The organism is Citricoccus sp. SGAir0253 (assembly GCF_005877055.1).
Taxonomy (GTDB): domain Bacteria; phylum Actinomycetota; class Actinomycetes; order Actinomycetales; family Micrococcaceae; genus Citricoccus.
Genome location: NZ_CP039424.1, coordinates 3,174,420 through 3,191,016, shown reverse-complemented (window position 1 = coordinate 3,191,016; position 16,597 = coordinate 3,174,420). Strand labels below are relative to the sequence as shown.

At 74.8% G+C, this 16,597-nt stretch carries 12 protein-coding genes; 6 read left to right on the top strand and 6 right to left on the bottom strand.

Features of this window, described 5'->3' with window-relative positions; genetic code table 11:
* Nucleotides 1-151: 151 nt before the first annotated feature.
* The 5 genes from E7744_RS13910 to E7744_RS13890 form a co-directional block, all read right to left on the bottom strand.
* On the bottom strand, nucleotides 152-1,288 hold the full coding sequence (locus E7744_RS13910) for a nitronate monooxygenase (protein WP_246858464.1): 1,137 nt from the start codon (nucleotides 1,286-1,288) through the stop codon (nucleotides 152-154).
* The gene (locus E7744_RS13905) at nucleotides 1,285-4,809 is read right to left on the bottom strand and encodes an HAD-IA family hydrolase (protein ID WP_137774638.1); all 3,525 of its coding nucleotides are present in this window, start codon (nucleotides 4,807-4,809) and stop codon (nucleotides 1,285-1,287) included. The genes E7744_RS13910 and E7744_RS13905 overlap by 4 nt, the downstream gene beginning before the upstream one ends.
* A 177-nt stretch (nucleotides 4,810-4,986) precedes the next feature.
* The gene (locus tag E7744_RS13900) at nucleotides 4,987-6,192 is read right to left on the bottom strand and encodes a methyltransferase domain-containing protein (RefSeq protein ID WP_137774637.1); all 1,206 of its coding nucleotides are present in this window, start codon (nucleotides 6,190-6,192) and stop codon (nucleotides 4,987-4,989) included.
* Between the two features lie 98 nt (nucleotides 6,193-6,290).
* Nucleotides 6,291-6,674: a HEAT repeat domain-containing protein gene (locus E7744_RS13895; protein ID WP_137774636.1), complete on the bottom strand. Its 384-nt coding sequence runs from the start codon at nucleotides 6,672-6,674 to the stop codon at nucleotides 6,291-6,293.
* On the bottom strand, nucleotides 6,674-7,717 hold the full coding sequence (locus tag E7744_RS13890; protein WP_137774635.1) for an acyl-CoA thioesterase: 1,044 nt from the start codon (nucleotides 7,715-7,717) through the stop codon (nucleotides 6,674-6,676). The genes E7744_RS13895 and E7744_RS13890 overlap by 1 nt, the downstream gene beginning before the upstream one ends.
* 78 nt (nucleotides 7,718-7,795) lie before the next feature.
* On the opposite strand from E7744_RS13890, the gene E7744_RS13885 reads away from it, so the two are divergent.
* Nucleotides 7,796-8,749 (top strand): acyl-CoA thioesterase, encoded by a 954-nt coding sequence (locus E7744_RS13885; protein ID WP_137774634.1) that lies wholly within the window; start codon nucleotides 7,796-7,798, stop codon nucleotides 8,747-8,749.
* Between the two features lie 34 nt (nucleotides 8,750-8,783).
* On the opposite strand, the gene E7744_RS13880 is transcribed toward E7744_RS13885, so the two are convergent.
* The gene (locus E7744_RS13880; protein WP_137774633.1) at nucleotides 8,784-9,278 is read right to left on the bottom strand and encodes an SRPBCC domain-containing protein; all 495 of its coding nucleotides are present in this window, start codon (nucleotides 9,276-9,278) and stop codon (nucleotides 8,784-8,786) included.
* Nucleotides 9,279-9,303: 25 nt separating this feature from the next.
* Here E7744_RS13880 and E7744_RS13875 point away from each other — a divergent pair, with 25 nt between their 5' ends.
* From E7744_RS13875 to E7744_RS13855, 5 genes are all read left to right on the top strand, one after another.
* Nucleotides 9,304-10,200 (top strand): MBL fold metallo-hydrolase, encoded by an 897-nt coding sequence (locus E7744_RS13875; protein ID WP_137774632.1) that lies wholly within the window; start codon nucleotides 9,304-9,306, stop codon nucleotides 10,198-10,200.
* A 371-nt stretch (nucleotides 10,201-10,571) separates the two neighbouring features.
* Nucleotides 10,572-12,329: an ABC transporter ATP-binding protein gene (locus tag E7744_RS13870; protein WP_137774631.1), complete on the top strand. Its 1,758-nt coding sequence runs from the start codon at nucleotides 10,572-10,574 to the stop codon at nucleotides 12,327-12,329.
* A complete protein-coding gene (locus tag E7744_RS13865; RefSeq protein WP_137774630.1) occupies nucleotides 12,326-14,515 on the top strand; it encodes an ABC transporter ATP-binding protein in 2,190 nt (729 codons plus the stop codon). The genes E7744_RS13870 and E7744_RS13865 overlap by 4 nt, the downstream gene beginning before the upstream one ends.
* Nucleotides 14,512-15,648, top strand: a complete 1,137-nt coding sequence (locus E7744_RS13860; protein ID WP_210417124.1) for a hypothetical protein — start codon at nucleotides 14,512-14,514, stop codon at nucleotides 15,646-15,648. The genes E7744_RS13865 and E7744_RS13860 overlap by 4 nt, the downstream gene beginning before the upstream one ends.
* A gap of 58 nt (nucleotides 15,649-15,706) precedes the next feature.
* Nucleotides 15,707-16,576 carry a CPBP family intramembrane glutamic endopeptidase gene (locus E7744_RS13855; protein WP_137774629.1) on the top strand — a complete coding sequence of 290 codons (870 nt, stop codon included), beginning with the start codon at nucleotides 15,707-15,709 and terminating at the stop codon, nucleotides 16,574-16,576.
* The last annotated feature ends 21 nt before the right edge of the window (nucleotides 16,577-16,597 follow it).

The following is a 16,597-nucleotide window of genomic DNA, read 5'->3' as shown; positions in this document are numbered from 1 at the left end:
TCCACCCTAGGCGGCGCCGGGGTCCCGGGAGTCATCCCGTGGTCTGGTCTTCCCGTCCCGACGGGGCCCACGGTCCCGGGTCGTGGACGCAGGGTCCTCGCGCCCGGCACCCGGGGTTCGCGACCCGGGAGCGGGGAGGGTGGGGCGCTGGTCAGGGCAGCAGGGCGCGCAGGATCTCCGCGGCGGGAGCGGCGGCGGTCCGGGCGGCCCCGACGCCGGCCCACAGGCTCGAGGCCTCCGGGTCCCCGGCGGCCCCGGCGGCCGCGCGCAGCGGCCCGGTGAGGGCGTTGACCTCCGGGTAGGCCGCGGGGGCGTCGGTGTGCTCGCGCAGGAAGCGGTTCTCCAGCCCGCGGGCCCAGCGGCCCGAGTACGCCCGCGTCAGGGCGGTGCGGGCGGCGCCGTCCACGCTGACGAAGCCGGTCCCGGCCGCGGCGGCCTCCAGCGCGGCCCGCTGCAGCCCGGAGGTCCCGGCCTCCTCGGCGCGCAGGAACGCGGTGCCGCACTGCGCCGCCGCGGCCCCCGCGGCCAGAACGGCCCGCACGCCGGCGGCGTCCATGATCCCGCCGGCGGCCAGCAGCGGCACGCCGGGCCCGACGGCGTCCCGCACCCGGGCGAGCAGCTCCGGCAGGGGCTCGGTGCCGGGGTCGGCGGCCGGGTCGTGCACGGAGCGGTGTCCGCCGGACTCCGGGCCCTGGACGCTGAGCACGTCCGCGCCGTGGTCCACGGAGCGCACCGCCTCCCCGGCGCTCGTCACGGTCACCCCGAGCACGCAGCCGGCGGCGTGCAGCCGGTCGAACACCTCCCGGGCGGGCAGCCCGAACGTGAACGTCACGAGCGGCCACGCCCCGGCCTCGGCGGCGGCGAGCTTCTCCGCCCAGCCGTCCGTCGCGTCCGGGTCCAGGGCCTCGGCCGCGGGCAGCTCCACGCCGCGGCGCTGCGCCTCGGCGAGCAGTGCGGCACGGTACCGGAGCACGGCCTCCGCGCGCCGGCGCCGGGACGCCGAGCCGGGCGCGGTCCGCTCCGGGGGGATGGCGGTGTTCGCCGGCTCGGGGACGAAGAGGTTGACGCCGAACGGCGCGCCGGCGCCGTCCAGGGCGGCGCGGACCGCCGCCACGTCCGCCGCGAGCGCGTCCACCGCGCGCATGCCGCCCGCGAGGAACCCGAGCCCGCCGGCGGCCGAGACCGCCGCCGCGAGCGCCGGGGTGGAGGGGCCGCCGGCCATCGGGGCGGCGACGACGACCCGGCCGCGGAGCAGGGCCGCGGCCCGCGGGGACGGGCCGGCCGTCACAGGATGCCCAGCCGGTTGGCGTCCGGGGAGACGCACGCCATGGGGTCCACGGAGGAGGTCAGCGACGGGTGCCGGTTCAGCAGCGGCACGGTCCACTTCTCGCCGGGGTGCATGGTCTTGTCCCGGCCCTCCACGTTGAGGTGGATGGGGTGCGCCGAGCCCTCCAGCAGCTCCAGGGTGATGCAGTACTGGGTGATCCGCACGCTCAGCGGCTGCTGGCGGAAGCGGAGGGTGAACTGCACGCCCGGGGCCTCCACCGGCAGCTGCGGGTGCAGCCACAGGGTGTCCGACCGGGTCTCCACCCCGGCGTAGCAGCGGATGACCATGTCCACCGTGCCGGCCATCGCGCCCAGGTGGATGCCCTCGCGCGTGGTCCCGCCCTGGGTGTCTGACAGGTCCGCCTCGAGGGCCTCCTCGAACAGCCGCCACGAGCCGGAGCGGTCGGTGCGGGCGGCCACCCAGCCGTGCACGAGCCGGGACAGGGTGGAGCCGTGCGAGGTGCGCTGCAGGTAGTACTCCACCGTGGCGGCGAAGTCCTCCGAGGTGAAGCTGTAGCCCATCCGCTGCAGGATGCCCTGGAGCTCCTCGGAGGAGAACAGGTAGGCGAGCATGAGCACGTCCGCCTGCTTGGAGAGCTTGTACCGGTTGGTGGAGTCGCCCTCGGCCTGCAGGATCAGGTCGAGCCGGCCGATGTTGCCGTACGTGCGGCGGTAGTGCTCCCAGTCGAACTCGAGCAGGTCCTCGTAGCCGTCGAACTGGCTCATCACCCCGCCGTCCTGGAAGGGCACCCGCAGCTTCAGGCTGATCCGCTCCCACAACTCCAGCTCGTCCTCGAAGACGTCCAGCCACTCCGTCAGCGGGTCGTCCAGGCCGTTGAGCCAGCGCACCAGGCGGACCGTCTCGGAGAGCACCCAGGACAGCAGCACGTTGGTGTACGCGTTGTTGCGCAGCCCGGAGCCGGGGGCGTCCGGGTAGCCGTCGTGGTACTCGTCCGGGCCCATCACCCCGTGCAGCTCGTACCGGTCGCGCCCGCGGTCGTGGTGGGTCATCGAGACGAAGAAGCGGCAGACCTCCACCAGCATCTCGGCGCCGTAGTCGGAGAGGAACATCTGGTCCCGCGTGGCCTCGATGTAGCGCAGCACCGAGTAGGCCACGGCCAGGGACACGTGCCGCTGGTTGTGGGAGTTGTCCGGCATCCACTGCCCGGAGCGGGGGTTCCACAGCTCGCGCGGGGTCTCCTCGCGCCCGTCGGAGCCCGACTGCCACGGGAACATGGCCCCCCGGTAGCCCTCGGCGCGCGCGTTGGCCCGCGCCTCGCCCAGGCGCCGGTACCGGTACATCAGCAGCCCGCGGGTCAGCTCGGGCCGGCGCAGGGTGAGCATGGGGTAGATGAACAGCTCGTCCCAGAAGACGTGGCCGCGGTAGCCCTCCCCGTGCAGCCCGCGGGCGCCCAGGCCGGCGTCGAGGTCCCGGCGGGAGCCGAAGGAGGTCTGCAGCACGTGGAAGGTGTGCAGGTTCAGGGCCAGCTGGTGGCGCTGGGTGGCGCCGGCGAAGGCGTACAGCCCGTCGAAGGCCTCCGGCATCAGCTCGGGGCCCTCGCGGATGGTGTCCAGCTTCACCGCGAAGCGGCCCCAGCTGATGCCCCACATCTCCTCGTGGAAGGTCAGCAGCTGCCGGAAGGACCCGGTCCGCTCGATCCGCTTGGCCGCGTTGTGCCACACCGAGGAGACGGCGTGGTCGTGCGTGTTGGCCGCCGCCACGATCTTGTCCAGCATCACGGGCACGCCCGCCTCCAGCCGGATCTCGATGTCGTGCCCGGCCACGAGCTCGCCCAGCTCCACGGGCGTGCGCACCGGCTCCTCGGCGTCCGCGGGGGACTGGAACCGGGTGCGGGCGGCCATCGCCACGTGCACGTCCGACTGGCTGGTCACGGTCTCCAGCAGCACGGTCTCGGGGTCCAGCTCGCGGGAGGTGACCGGCTGCCAGTGGGCCGAGGCCAGCTCCCGGTCGTCGGCCACGTTGCGGTTGGCCACCCGGCCGTCGATCAGCGAGCGCACGGTCGCGGCGCCGGACCAGTCCTCGGCCTCCACGGTGAGCTCCATGGCGGCCAGGTGGTGCCCGGCGAAGGACTGGAACTGGCGCGTGCTGACCCGGGTGGTGCGCCCCTGGCGGTCGCGGAACCGGCAGGTGCGGCTCAGCAGGCCCCGGCGCAGGTCCAGCTCCTGGCGGTAGGAGATGAGGTCCGGGTTGCCCGGCAGCAGCTCGTCCCCGCCGGGCAGCGTCACCTTCAGGTACGTCCAGTCGGGGGCGTTGACCATGTGCTCGGTCTCCACCGTCCGGCCCTGGACGGTGGACTCGAGCCGGTTGAACACGCCGGCCAGGTAGGTGCCGGGATAGTGGACCTCGCCGGCGTCCCCGGCGCTGGTGCCGGGCACGGAGCCGCGGGTGCCCCAGTAGCCGTTGGCCAGGGTGCACAGGGCCTCGCGCGTCCCCTCGTCCTCGGGGTCGAAGTGGTCGTAGGCGAGCACCCAGGCCGGGTCGAAGGGCCGGGTGGTGCGGTGCTCCAGGTGCAGCTCCGTGAAGTCCTCCACCACCACGTCCGCCCCGGCCTGCTTGAGCCGGTCCGGGTCCCGCGCCCGGTCCACGCCGACCACCAGCCCGAAGCCGCCGTCGCGCGCGGCCTGGACGCCGGAGGCGGCGTCCTCGAGGACGATGGCGTCCGCGGGCTCGACGCCGAGCTCCTGCGCGGCGACGAGGAACATGGCCGGGTCCGGCTTGCCCGGCAGGGCCCGCTCGATCGCGGTGTTGCCGTCCACCACCACGTCGAACATCCGCTGCACGTGGCCGGCGCCCAGCACGGCCGCGGAGTTGCGGGAGGAGGTCACGAGCGCGGTGGGCACCGCCTCGTGGCGCAGCCGGGTGAGCAGGTCGAGCGCCTCGGGGAACACCGTGACGCCGTCCCGGGCGAGCACGGCCTCGAAGTAGCCCTGCTTGCGCTCGGCGAGGGACTGCACGGTCAGCTCCTCGGCCGGGGCCAGCGCGACCGAGGACAGGGCCCCGGGCCCCGACGTCTCCGGTGCACCCGGTGCCGGGTCCCCGGCAGGCCGGGACGCCTCCGCCGTGCGGGCCGCCGTCGCGGCCTCCGCCCGGGCCACCTCCTCGCTGGGGGGCGGCCCGGTGGTGCCGGGCTCCCCGGCGGCCTCGGGGACGGCCAGGCCGCGGGAGGCGAAGAAGGCGCGCACCCCGTCCTCGCGGGGGCGGCCGTCCACGTAGGTGAGGTAGTCGGTGGCCTCGTCGAAGGGGCGCAGGCACTGGGGCCGGGCGGCCACGACGGCCGCGTTCTGCGGCAGGGCCCCGACCGCGGGCAGCGAGGCGTCGAACAGCTCCTTCCACGCCCGCGCGTGCACCCCGGCGGTGTCCGTGACCACCCCGTCCATGTCGAAGATCACGGCCCGGAAGTGGCGGAGCGCGTGCCGCCGGGCGGGCCCGACGAGGGCGATGGGACGGGTCAGGGGGTGCATGCGGTCTTCCTGTTCCTCGGAGGGTCCGTGGACGGATGGACGGGCGGGCGGGCGGGGGAGGGCCGGGGGGTCCGGCGGTGGGGACCCGGCGGGCGGTCGGTGGTCGATGGGCCATGCTAGCCCCGGAGCCTTGGCGTCACCTCGGGGCCGGGGCGCGGCGCGCTGCTCGGCGGGCGGTCAGGGGCGGCGCCCGAGCTGGACGAGCACCTCGTAGTGCCCGGTCTGGGGGAACATGTCCAGCAGCCGGGCGCGCACCGGCGCGTAGCCGGGCATCCGCGCCAGGTCCTTCGCCAGCGTGGTGGCGTTGCAGCTGGAGTAGAGCACGTGGGGCACGCCCGAGCCCTCCAGCCAGTCGGCGAGCCCGGGCCCCAGCCCCCGCCGCGGCGGGTTGACCACCACGGCGTCCGGCAGCCCCTCCGGGCGGTGCGCCGGGTCCGTGGCGTCCCCGACGGCGAAGCGCACCCGGTCCTCCACCCCCAGTTCCCGGGCGGTCGCGCGGGCGGCGGCGACGGCGTCGGCCGCCGTCTCCAGGCCCCACACGGTGCGCGGGGCGCCGGCGGGCCGCGGGCCGGAGCCGTGGCGCACCTCGGCGAGCTGGAAGCCGAAGCCGCCCACGCCGCAGTACAGGTCCCACGCGCTCTCGGCGTCCGTGGTGTCCAGCCACGCCGAGGCCTCGGCGTAGAGGGCGGAGGCGACGGCGGTGTTGGTCTGGAAGAACCCCTGCGGGCGCAGGTGCAGCGGGATCCCGTTGAGGCGCATGGCCAGGGTCTGCTCCCCGGCCAGGTGGATCTCCTCCTCGCCCTCGAGCAGCGCCTGGTGCTCCGGCAGGACGTTGGCGGTCACCACCTCGGCGCGCGGCAGGGCCTCCAGCAGCCCGGGCAGCGCCCGGCGCAGGGCCGGCAGCTGCTCCGTGGAGCGCAGTACGAACCGAACCATCAGCCCGCCCTCCGGGGAGACGGTGACGATGACGTGCTTGAGCTCCCCCGTGCGGGAGCCGACGTCGTAGGGGGTCAGCCCCGCAGCCGTGATCGCCTCCGCCAGGGGCGGGAACGCGGCGGCCAGGGCCGGCTCGTAGAGCCCGCAGTCGCGCAGGTCCACCCCCGTGCCGTCGTGGTGCCGGGGGTGCTGGCGCGGGTCGAGGATCCCCAGCCGGGGGTGCGCCGCCGTGCCCGTGACCACCATCTTGGCCTTGTTGCGGAACGCGGACTCCGCGGAGGCCACCGGCTCCAGCCACAGGTCCGTGCCGTCCGGGGCGCGGGTGCCCAGGACGGGGTCCAGCAGGGCGCGCACGCCGGCCTGCTTGTCCGCCAGCTGCCGGGGATAGGGCACCCCCATCAGGGGGCAGGACCGGCACTCGCCGGCATCGAAGTGGGGGCATTGCATGATGCCCCAAGGGTACCGAGGGGTGGCACCCGGCCTCCACGGTCCCCGGCGCCGCGCGGGGCCCGGTCGTCGGCCGGGCCGTCGGTCCGCCAGTCGGCTCAGTAGTCGGTCCCGGGGCGCAGGTCCGGGCGGCCGAGCCGCTCGGCGATGCGCTCCAGGGCCTCCTCGGCGGCGGACGCCAGCACGGAGTCCGGGTCCATCACGAGCCCGTGCAGGACCCGGGCGGCGCTCTCCCGGCCGACCGTGCCCAGGGCGTGGGCCGCGGCGCTGCGCACGCGCGGGTCCGGGTCGGCCAGCAGGCCCTCGAGCGCCCGCTCGGCCTCCGTGACGCCCTGGCCGCCGGCCACGCGGCAGGCGGCCTCGCGCACCTGCCAGTCCTCGCTCTCCAGCCCGGCGAGCACGGCCGCGGGCGGCACGGGGCCGGCGTCGGGCCGGGGGCGGTGGGGCTCCGGCAGGTGCACGTCCCAGTCGTGGCGGTCCATCAGGATCCCTCCTCCTCGGCGGGGCCGCCGGCCGTCCCGGCGACCCCGGACGGCTCGGCCAGCAGGTGGTTGGGCAGGCGGTTGCCCGGGGCGCGGCCGCGGATCATCAGCAGGTCGCGGGCGTGCTGCCACAGCCGCCGGTCCTCCTCCGTGACCGGCACCCAGGGCTCCACGGGCACCGAGGTGCCCTCGTCGTCGCGGGCCACCATGACGGTGATGCAGTTGGTGGTCAGCCGCAGCTCCGAGCCCTTGGGATCCCCCGAGCGGACCTCCACGGCGATGTGCATGCCCTTGTGCCCGGTGTAGATCAGCCGGGCCTCGACCTCCACGAGGTCCCCGATGTGCAGGGGCTGCAGGAACCGGATGCCGCCGGAGAACACGGCCACCGTGTCCCGGCCGCAGTAGCGCGAGGAGCACAGGTAGGCGGCCTGGTCGATCCACTCCATGACGATCCCGCCGTGGACCTTGCCGCCCCAGTTGACGTCCGTGGGGGCGGCCAGGAAGCGCAGCACCACGCGCTCGGCGGTGCCGGCGTCCGTGTACCGCTGCTTCTTCAGCTCCGCCGCGATCTCGTCCCGCACGGGGATGCGGGAGAGGGCGTACTCCCGGGCCAGTTGCTGCTCCAGGGTGCGCGGGACGAACTCGGGCACCGGCTGGGCGCGGCCGTCCCGGTCCACGGCCACGAAGACCACCAGGCAGCGGGCCCGCTCCTCGAGGGCGCCGGTCTTCGGGTCCCCCGAGCTGACCATGGTGCTGATGTGCAGGGAGGTCCGCCCGGTGTAGAGGACGGTCGCGGTGACCTCCACCATCTCCCCCACCTGGACGGGATCGCGGAAGTGGATGTTGCCCACGTACGCGGTCACGCAGTAGGAGCCGGACCACGCGGTGGCCGCGGCGAAGGCGGCCTTGTCGATCCACTCGAGGACCCGGCCGGCGTCCACCGTCCCGGCGTGCCCGCGGTCCGTGGGGGCGGCCAGGAAGCGCAGGGTCACCTCGTGGCGGCGCTCGCCGGCGGGCGCGGGCGGCGGGGGTGCAGTCTCCATGGCCCCATTGTGCCGGGAGTTCCCACTGGGCGAGAACGGCCCGGACGTGGCGTGCGTCACGGGTGCTAGGTTCGAGTCATGCCCCGCAGTTCCATCGCCCTCCAGTTCCGTGCCGAGGCCTACGACCACCCGGACGGCTCGGTGGACGCCGGCACCGTCATGACGTGGATCGACAAGACCGCCTACGCCGCCGCGGCCAGCTGGTCCGGGGCGGACGTGGTGGCCTCCTACGTGGGGAACATGCACTTCTCCCACCCGGTCCCGGTGGAGACGCGGGTGATCGTGCAGGCGCGCGTGGTGCACACGGGGCGCACCTCCGTGCACGTGCAGACGCGCGTGGTGCTGCCGGAGAGCAAGGACGCGGACGGCAGGTCCCTCGTCTCCACGGAGTGCGTCATGGTCTACGTGGCCGTGGACGCCGGCGGCACGCCGGTGCCCGTGCGCCGCTGGGAGCCCAGCACCGAGGAGGATCGCGAGCACGAGCGGATGGCCATGGCGCGCCAGTCGATCCGCCGCGAGATGGAGGAGGCGCTCGTGGAGGCGCCCTTCCTGGGGGAGATGACCGCCGAGACCGTGGTGCTGCGCTTCATCGCCAGCACGCGCGAGGTCTACCCGGGCGAGAAGGTCCAGGGCGGCGTGGTGATGCGGTGGATCGACGAGGCCGCGGACGTGTGCGCCTCCCGGTGGTCCGGACTGCCCGTGGTGGCGGTGTTCGCCGGCGGCGTCCGGTTCTACCAGCCCGTGCGCGTGGGGGACCTGGTGGAGCTCGAGGCCCAGCTGGTGCACACCTCGGCGCGCTCCATGCACGTCTCCGTCCGTGCCCGGGCGGGGGACCGGCGCGAGCGCGAGCCGCGGCTCATCGCCCACGGGCTCAGCGTGATGGTCTCCACCGGCCCGGACGGCCGCGCGGTGCCGGTCCGGCAGTGGCGGGCGGCCACCGAGCAGGACCGGGTGCTCGAGCGCCGCGCCCTGGAGCTGGTGGGACTGCGCAACAAGGCCGCCCACGAGTGGGCGGGCCGCACCCAGGCGTGACCCCGGCATGACCTCGGCATGAACTCGGCGTGGCCTAGGCGTAGAAGCCCTCCCGCAGGACGACGCCGTACTCCAGCCAGGCCTTCAGGGCCGCGATCATCCCGGTCCAGCCCATGCAGTTGCCGAAGGCGTTCTGCGCCCCCTCCACGGTGGGCCGCCACGAGGACTCGGTGATGCTCACGAGCGTGCGCTCGTCGCCGTCCAGGGGCGCGAACTCGATCGTCGCGGTCGTGGTGTCCGACTCGTCCACGGTGGCCTCGCCGTCCCAGCGCAGCACGATCCGCCGGGGCGCGCTCGCCTCGACCACGTCCACCGGGAACGCCCCCGGGTGGTCGGCGAAGTCCCACGTGACCTGGGCGCCGGTCTCCAGTCGGCCGATCGCGCCGCCCGTGGTGAAGTAGCGGGCGAGCTGCTCCGGGTCCGCCACCGCCTCGTACACCTCCGCCACGGGCCGGGCGATCCGCCCGGCCACGGTGAAGGTGAGCTCGGTGAGGGGCGCCTCCGGGTCCGGGGCCTGTCCTGCGGTCATGACCGGAACCTACACTGCCGGGACCATGGACACCCAGACCCCGGGCACCGGGTCCCCCACCAGCCGGGCCGCCGCCGGTCCCGTCCCGCCGGACCCCGGGCGGGACGCCGCCGTCCTGTGCGCCACGTGCGGGGTGGAGCACGATCCCGCCGCCCTCCCGGCGGTGTGCGCCGTCTGCGCGGACGACCGCCAGTGGGTGCCCGCGGACGGGCAGCGCTGGACCACCCTCGGCGAGCTGCGCGCCGGGGGCGCCGCGATCCGGCCGGCCGAGCTGGAACCGGGCCTGTGGGCGCTGCCGGTGCGCGGCGGCGTCGGGATCGGCCAGCACGCCAAGGTGCTGGTGACCCCGGCCGGGAACCTCATGGTGGACGTCCCCGCCTACGTGGACGAGGCCGCGGTGGCGGCGGTGGCCGGGCTGGGGGGCCTCGCCGGGATCATCGCCTCGCACCCGCACATGTACGGGGTGCAGTCCGAGTGGTCGGCGGCGTTCGGGAACGCGCCGGTGTACGTCTCCGAGCCCGACGCCGGCTGGCCGGCCCGGCGCCCGCCGAACCCCGTGCGGTGGTCCGGGACGCTCGAGCCGCTGCCCGGGGTCACGGCCTCCCAGCCGGGCGGGCACTTCCCCGGCAGCGTGGTGGTGCACTTCACCGCGCGGGACGGCCGGGGCGTGCTGCTGGCCGGGGACACGGTGGGCGTGGCCCGGGACCGGGCCTGGACCACGTTCATGCGCTCCTTCCCCAACTACCTGCCGCTGTCCGGGCGGGTGGCGCTGCGGATCGCCGAGCACCTGGACCGGTACGACTACGACCGGCTCTACGACAACTTCACCGGCTGCATCGCCACGGACGCCCGCGCGGTGGTGCACCGCTCGGCGCGCCGGCATGCGGACTGGGCCGAGGGGCGCTGCGACCACCTGACCTGAGCCCCCGTGCGCCCTGGTCCCCCGAGCACTCCGGCCCCTGTGCGCAACTGGCGCTGTTCGCAACTGGCGGTCGAAAGCGCCCCGGAACGAGCCCCGATCCGGGCTGGAACGGTGCACTTTCGACCTGCAGATGAGGGGGAGGGCCGGGTGACCCGCCGGTGCCGGGGGTGGTGCATGATGGTCGTGGACACTCCCAGCCCCGTCCTCGCCGCGCCCCCGCCGCCCCGGGCACCACGCACCGGGCGCCCGCCTCGCGGGCACCGCGCACCGGGCGCCCGCGGGCCCGCACGGGCCGTCCGGCGGACCGGCCCGGGGACGTCCACCCCGCGCCCCCACCCGGGACGGGACCGAACGATCCGGAAGCGACACCCATGCTGTGGACACTCCTTCGGCGGTACGGCCGGCCCCACCGCCGCCTCGTCCTGGCCGTGCTGGTGCTCCAGCTGGCCGCCACCCTGGCCACGCTGTACCTGCCCAGCCTCAACGCGGACATCATCGACCACGGCGTGGCCGTGGGGGACACCGGCCACATCTGGCGCACGGGCGCGGTGATGCTCGCCGTGGCCCTGGCCCAGGTGGTCGCGGCCATCGGCGCCGTCTGGTGCGGGGCCCGGGTGGCCATGGGGATCGGCCGTGACCTGCGCCGGGCCGTCTACCGGCACGTGGACGGGTTCTCCGCGGAGGAGATCGGCCGCTTCGGGGCGCCGACCCTGATCACGCGCGGGACGAACGACGTCCAGCAGGTGCAGATGGTCACCCTGATGGCCCTGAACTTCATGGTGGCGGTGCCGATCATGTCCATCGGCGGGATCATCATGGCCGTCCGCCAGGACGCCGGGCTGTCCTGGCTCGTCTGGGTCTCCGTGCCGCTGCTGCTGGTCCTGGTGGGCCTGCTGGTGCGCCGGCTGATGCCGCTGTTCGAGCGCATGCAGGGCAACATCGACGGCGTCAACGCCGTGATGCGCGAGCAGGTCATGGGCATCCGCGTGGTCCGGGCGTTCGTACGCGAGGAGCACGAGCAGCGCCGGTTCACGGACGCCAACGCCGCGCTCACGGACACCTCGGTGCGGATCGGCCGGCTGTTCGTGCTGATGGGCCCGGTCATCACCATGGTCCTGCACCTGGCCACCGCGGCCGTGCTGTGGTTCGGCGGGCTGCGGGTGGACGCCGGGGTGGTGGAGGTCGGCTCCCTGACCGCCTTCATGCAGTACCTGCTGCAGATCCTCATGGCGGTGATGATGGGCACCTTCATGGTGATGATGCTCCCGCGGGCGATCGTCTGCGCCCGGCGCATCGACGAGGTGCTCTCCACCAGCGGTTCGGTGGAGGAGCCCGCCCACCCGGTCACCCCGGCGCTCCCCGAGGGGACCGTGGAGTTCCGGGACGTCACCTTCGCCTACCCGGGGGCGGCCGCCCCCGTGCTGGACGGGATCTCCTTCACGGCCCCGGCCGGGCGGACCACGGCGATCATCGGCTCCACCGGCTCCGGCAAGACCACGCTCGTCAACCTCGTCCCGCGGCTCCACGACGCCACCGGCGGCACCGTCCTGGTGGACGGCGTCCCCGTCACCGAGCTGTCCCGGGCCACGCTCACCCGCGCCGTGGGCCTCGTGCCGCAACGGCCCTACCTGTTCTCCGGGACCGTGGCGGAGAACCTGCGGTTCGGGGACCCGGACGCGCCCGAGGACCGGCTGTGGGCGGCCCTGGACACGGCGCAGGCCACGGAGTTCGTGGCCGGGCGCACTACCGGCGAGGGGGACGCGGCGCGCACGGGGCTGGATTCGGCGATCTCCCAGGGCGGCACCAACGTCTCGGGGGGCCAGCGCCAGCGGCTGTGCATCGCCCGGGCGCTCGTGGCCCGGCCGCGGGTCTACCTCTTCGACGACTCGTTCTCCGCCCTGGACGTCACCACGGACGCCCGCCTGCGCGCGGCCCTGGCCGAGTACACGCAGGGCGCGACCACGATCATCGTGGCCCAGCGCGTGTCCACCATCACCGAGGCGGACCAGATCCTGGTGCTCGACGCCGGCCGGATCGTCGGGCGCGGCACGCACCGGGAGCTGCTGGAGACCTCGGAGACCTACCGGGAGATCGTGGACTCCCAGCTCAGCGCGGAGGAGGTGGCATGAGCGCGGACCAGGGGACCACGGCCCCCGGGCGCGCCGGGCGGCACGACGGCCGCGGCGGCGCGGGCCGGGACGCCGCCCGCCGGCGGGGCCCACGGGGCCGGCGGGGTGCCGGGCGGGACGCGGGCGCGGCCGGCGTCGTGCTCTCGGACGAGGAGATCACCGAACTGCAGGACAGCGTGGGCTCCACCGGCCACCACGGCCAGGGGGCGCCCCGGCGGGCGAAGGCGTTCTGGCCCTCCGCCCGGCGCCTGCTGGCGGCCTTCGGCCCGGAGCGGCTGGGCCTGGCCGCCGTGCTGGCCCTCGTGGTGGTGGCCGTGGTGTTCAACGTCTGGGCCCCCGCCGTGCTCGGCCGGGCCATGGACGTCATCTTCCGCGGGGTCGTCTCCTCCCGGATGCCCGCCGGGGCCAGCGAGGAGGAGGTCATCCGGGGCCTGCGGGCCGTGGGGCAGGGCCAGGTGGCGGACATGCTCTCCGGCATGGAGTTCGTCCCCGGCCAGGGCATCGACTTCGGCGAGCTGGCCCGGCTACTGCTGGTCGTGCTCGGCATGTACGTGGTGGCGCAGACGTTCATGTGGCTGCAGGGCCGGGTGCTCAACGACGTGGTGATGCGGGTGGTGTTCCGGCTGCGCCAGGACATCGAGGCCAAGGTGAACCGGCTGCCGCTGTCCTACTTCGACACCCGCCAGCGCGGGGACCTGCTCTCCCGGACCACGAACGACGTGGACAACGTGCAGCAGGCCCTGCAGCACGCCCTCGCCACGCTCGTGTACTCCGTGCTGACGATCCTGGGCATCATCGTCATGATGTTCTGGCTGTCCTGGCAGCTGGCCCTGATCGCGCTCGTCGCGCTGCCGCTGTCCGCCGTGGTGGTCGGGCTGGTCGGCAGCCGCTCGCAGCGGCTGTTCGCGGCGCAGTGGCGCAACACCGGCCGGCTCAACGGGCACATCGAGGAGTCCTTCACGGGCCACGAGCTGGTCACCGTGTTCGGCCGCCAGCAGGACATGGGCGCCCGGTTCGACGAGCGCAACGAGGAGCTGTTCGAGGCCTCCTTCCGGGCCCAGTTCTACTCCGGGATGATCATGCCGATCATGCAGTGGGTGAACTACCTCGGCTACGTGGGCATCGCGGTGGTGGGCGGGCTGCGCGTGGCCACGGGCCAGATGACCCTGGGCGCGGTGACAGCGTTCATCCAGTACTCCCGGGAGTTCAACCAGCCGCTGGGCCAGGTGGCGGGGATGTCCAACATGCTGCTGTCCGGGGTGGCCTCCGCCGAGCGCATCTTCGAGCTGCTCGACGCCGAGGAGCAGGAGCCGGACCTGTCCGACCGCGCCGCGGACGGGACCCCGGACCCCGCCGGACCCCGGCCCGGAACGCTCGCCCGGCCGGTGCGCGGGCGCATCGAGTTCGAGCACGTGGCGTTCTCCTACGCCCCGGGGCGCCCGCTCATCCGGGACCTGTCCCTGGTCGCCGAGCCGGGCCAGACCGTGGCGATCGTCGGGCCCACGGGCGCCGGCAAGACCACGCTGGTCAACCTCGTCATGCGCTTCTACGAGATCGACGCCGGCCGGATCCTGCTCGACGGCGTGGACACCCGCACCCTGGACCGGGCCGTGCTGCGCGGCCAGGTGGGCATGGTGCTGCAGGACGCGGTGCTGTTCGGCGGGACCATCCGGGAGAACATCCGCTACGGCCGGCTCGACGCCACGGACGACGAGGTGGTCGCCGCCGCCCGGGCCACCTTCGTGGACCGGTTCGTGCACACCCTGCCGGAGGGCTACGACACCGTGGTGGACGAGGAGGGCGCCACCGTCTCCGCGGGGGAGCGCCAGCTCATCACGATCGCCCGGGCCTTCCTGGCGGACCCCGCCCTGCTCATCCTGGACGAGGCCACCTCCTCCGTGGACACCCGCACCGAGGTGCTCGTCCAGCACGCGATGGCCGCCCTGCGCACGGACCGGACCTCCTTCGTGATCGCCCACCGACTCTCCACCATCCGGGACGCGGACGTGATCCTCGTGATGGAGCACGGGGACATCGTGGAGCAGGGCACCCACGAGGAGCTGCTCGCCGCGGGGGGCTCCTACGAGCGGCTCTACCGCTCGCAGTTCGCCGCGGGGGTGGACCCGGACGCCGAGCCGGCGGCCGTGGCGTCGGACGATGCCGGACCGGAGGGCGAGGACCGGTGACCGCACCCGCGACCGGGGCCGCGGTGGCCGACGTCGTCGTCCGGCTCGGCGTGCTCATCGGGCCGGACGTGGCCGGGGACGCCGGCCGTCCGGACGCCCCCGGCGGCCCCGGCGGTGCCGCGGGCCCCGCGGGACAGCCGGCCGGCGACCACGCCCTGGCCGTGTCCCTCGCGGCGGACCTCGCCGCCGCCTACCCGGGGCTGGCGTGGGACGTCCGGGCCGTCCGCGAGGACTGGGCGGACCCGGACGAGGACGAGGCGCTCGACCTGCTGGAGTCCGCCCGCGACCGCCTGCTCGACGAGGACTGGGACCTGGCCGTCGGGGTGCGCCGGGAGCCGCTGCGCCAGGGCAAGCACACCCTCACCGCCCAGGTCTCCCCGGTGCACGCCGCCGGCGTCGTGTCCCTGGACCTCGCCGGGGTGGACGTGGCCGAGGCGGTGCGCCGGACGGTCGCCGGCATCCTGGGCCTGGACCCCGACGACGGCGCGCCCGGCCCCGCGCAGGCGCGCGGCGCCGTGGACGCCGCCCGCCAGCTCGCCACGGACGTGGAGGACCGCGGCCCGGAGGGCGGCGGCCGGTTCGCCGGGCGCGTGCTGGCCGGCAACGCCCGGCTCCTGCTGGGCACCCTGCGCGCCAACCGGCCGTGGCTGCTCGCGGCGAGCCTGTCCCGCTCGCTCACCGCCGCGCTCGCCACGGGGGCGCTCACCCTCGTCACCACGGACCTGTGGCTGCTGTCCGCCGAGTACACCGGGGTGCAGATGGCGCTGCTCGGAGCGGTGGCGATCGCCGCCGTGACCGTCTCCCTCGTGGTGGGCGCCGACCTGTGGGAGCGGCCGCGGCGCCGGGGCGAGCGGGAGCAGGTGGCCCTGTTCAACATCGCCACGGTCGCCACGGTCCTGGTGGGGGTGGTGACCCTGCACGCCGGCCTGGCCGTGGCCGCCCTGGCCGGGGCGCTGCTGCTCGTGGACCCCGAGGTGTTCGGCGCCGTCACGGGCGTCCCGGCGCGCTTCCCCGAGTACCTGAAGCTGGCCTGGCTCGTCGGTGGGCTGGCCACCATCGGCTCCGCGCTCGGCGCCGGGCTCGAGGAGGACGACGACGTCCGCGCCGCGATCTTCACCCGCGCCCGGTCCTGAGCCCGGCGCCGTGCCGGTCCCCCGGGCCGCCGTCGGGGTGCGCCGTTAGCATGGGCCCATGACCCAGGACCCGCCGCAGGCTCCGCAGCCCCCGACCCCCGCCCCGCCGGGTCCGCCCCCGGAGCCGGCGGGACCGGCCGGCGCGGGAGGCGCCGGCGGCATCCCGCCGGGGTGGCCCCGCCGGCGCCGCGGGGACCGCGTGGTGCTGGACCCGGGCCCCTTCACGTGGATGGACCTGGCCACGGTGCTGGCCTACGTGCTGGTCTTCCTGCTGGGCGGGGCCGCGCTCGTGGCGCTCATCCCCGGCTTCCTGGACCGGTTCACCGAGGCCGACGGGAGCCTCAACCAGGGCTCGCTGACCTTCACCATCAACCTCATCGGCTACTCGGTGCTCACGGTGCTGGTGGTGATCGCGTGCTGGCGCCCCTTCGTGGCGTCCCTGCGCACCTTCCGGTACCGGGGCTGGCTCAAGGTGGGGCTGGTCCCGGCCGTCTGGCTGGGCTGCATCATGGTCAACGCCCTCGTGGTCATGGCCGCGGGGGAGCCGATCAAGAGCGCCAACCAGCTCGCGATCGAGGAGATGACCACCCAGGTGGACTTCCTGCCGATGGTCCTCGTCACCGTGCTCATGGCCCCGCTCGTGGAGGAGTACGTCTTCCGGCACCTGATGATCGGCAAGCTCTCCCGGCACGTGAACGTGTGGGTGTGCGTGGCGCTGTCCATGGTGCTGTTCGCCCTGATCCACTTCCTCAGCACGGGCCTGCGGTTCAACCCCGTGGAGGTGGTCCCGTACCTGACCCTGGCCGCGGCGATCTGCGTGGCCTACGTCTGGTCCGGGAAGTCGCTGGCGTACGTGACGATCCTGCACGTGTTCAACAACCTGATCTCCATCGTGGTGGCCTACACGCTGCTGCCGCTGCTCGGCTGATCCGCCGTGGGCTCCCCGGAC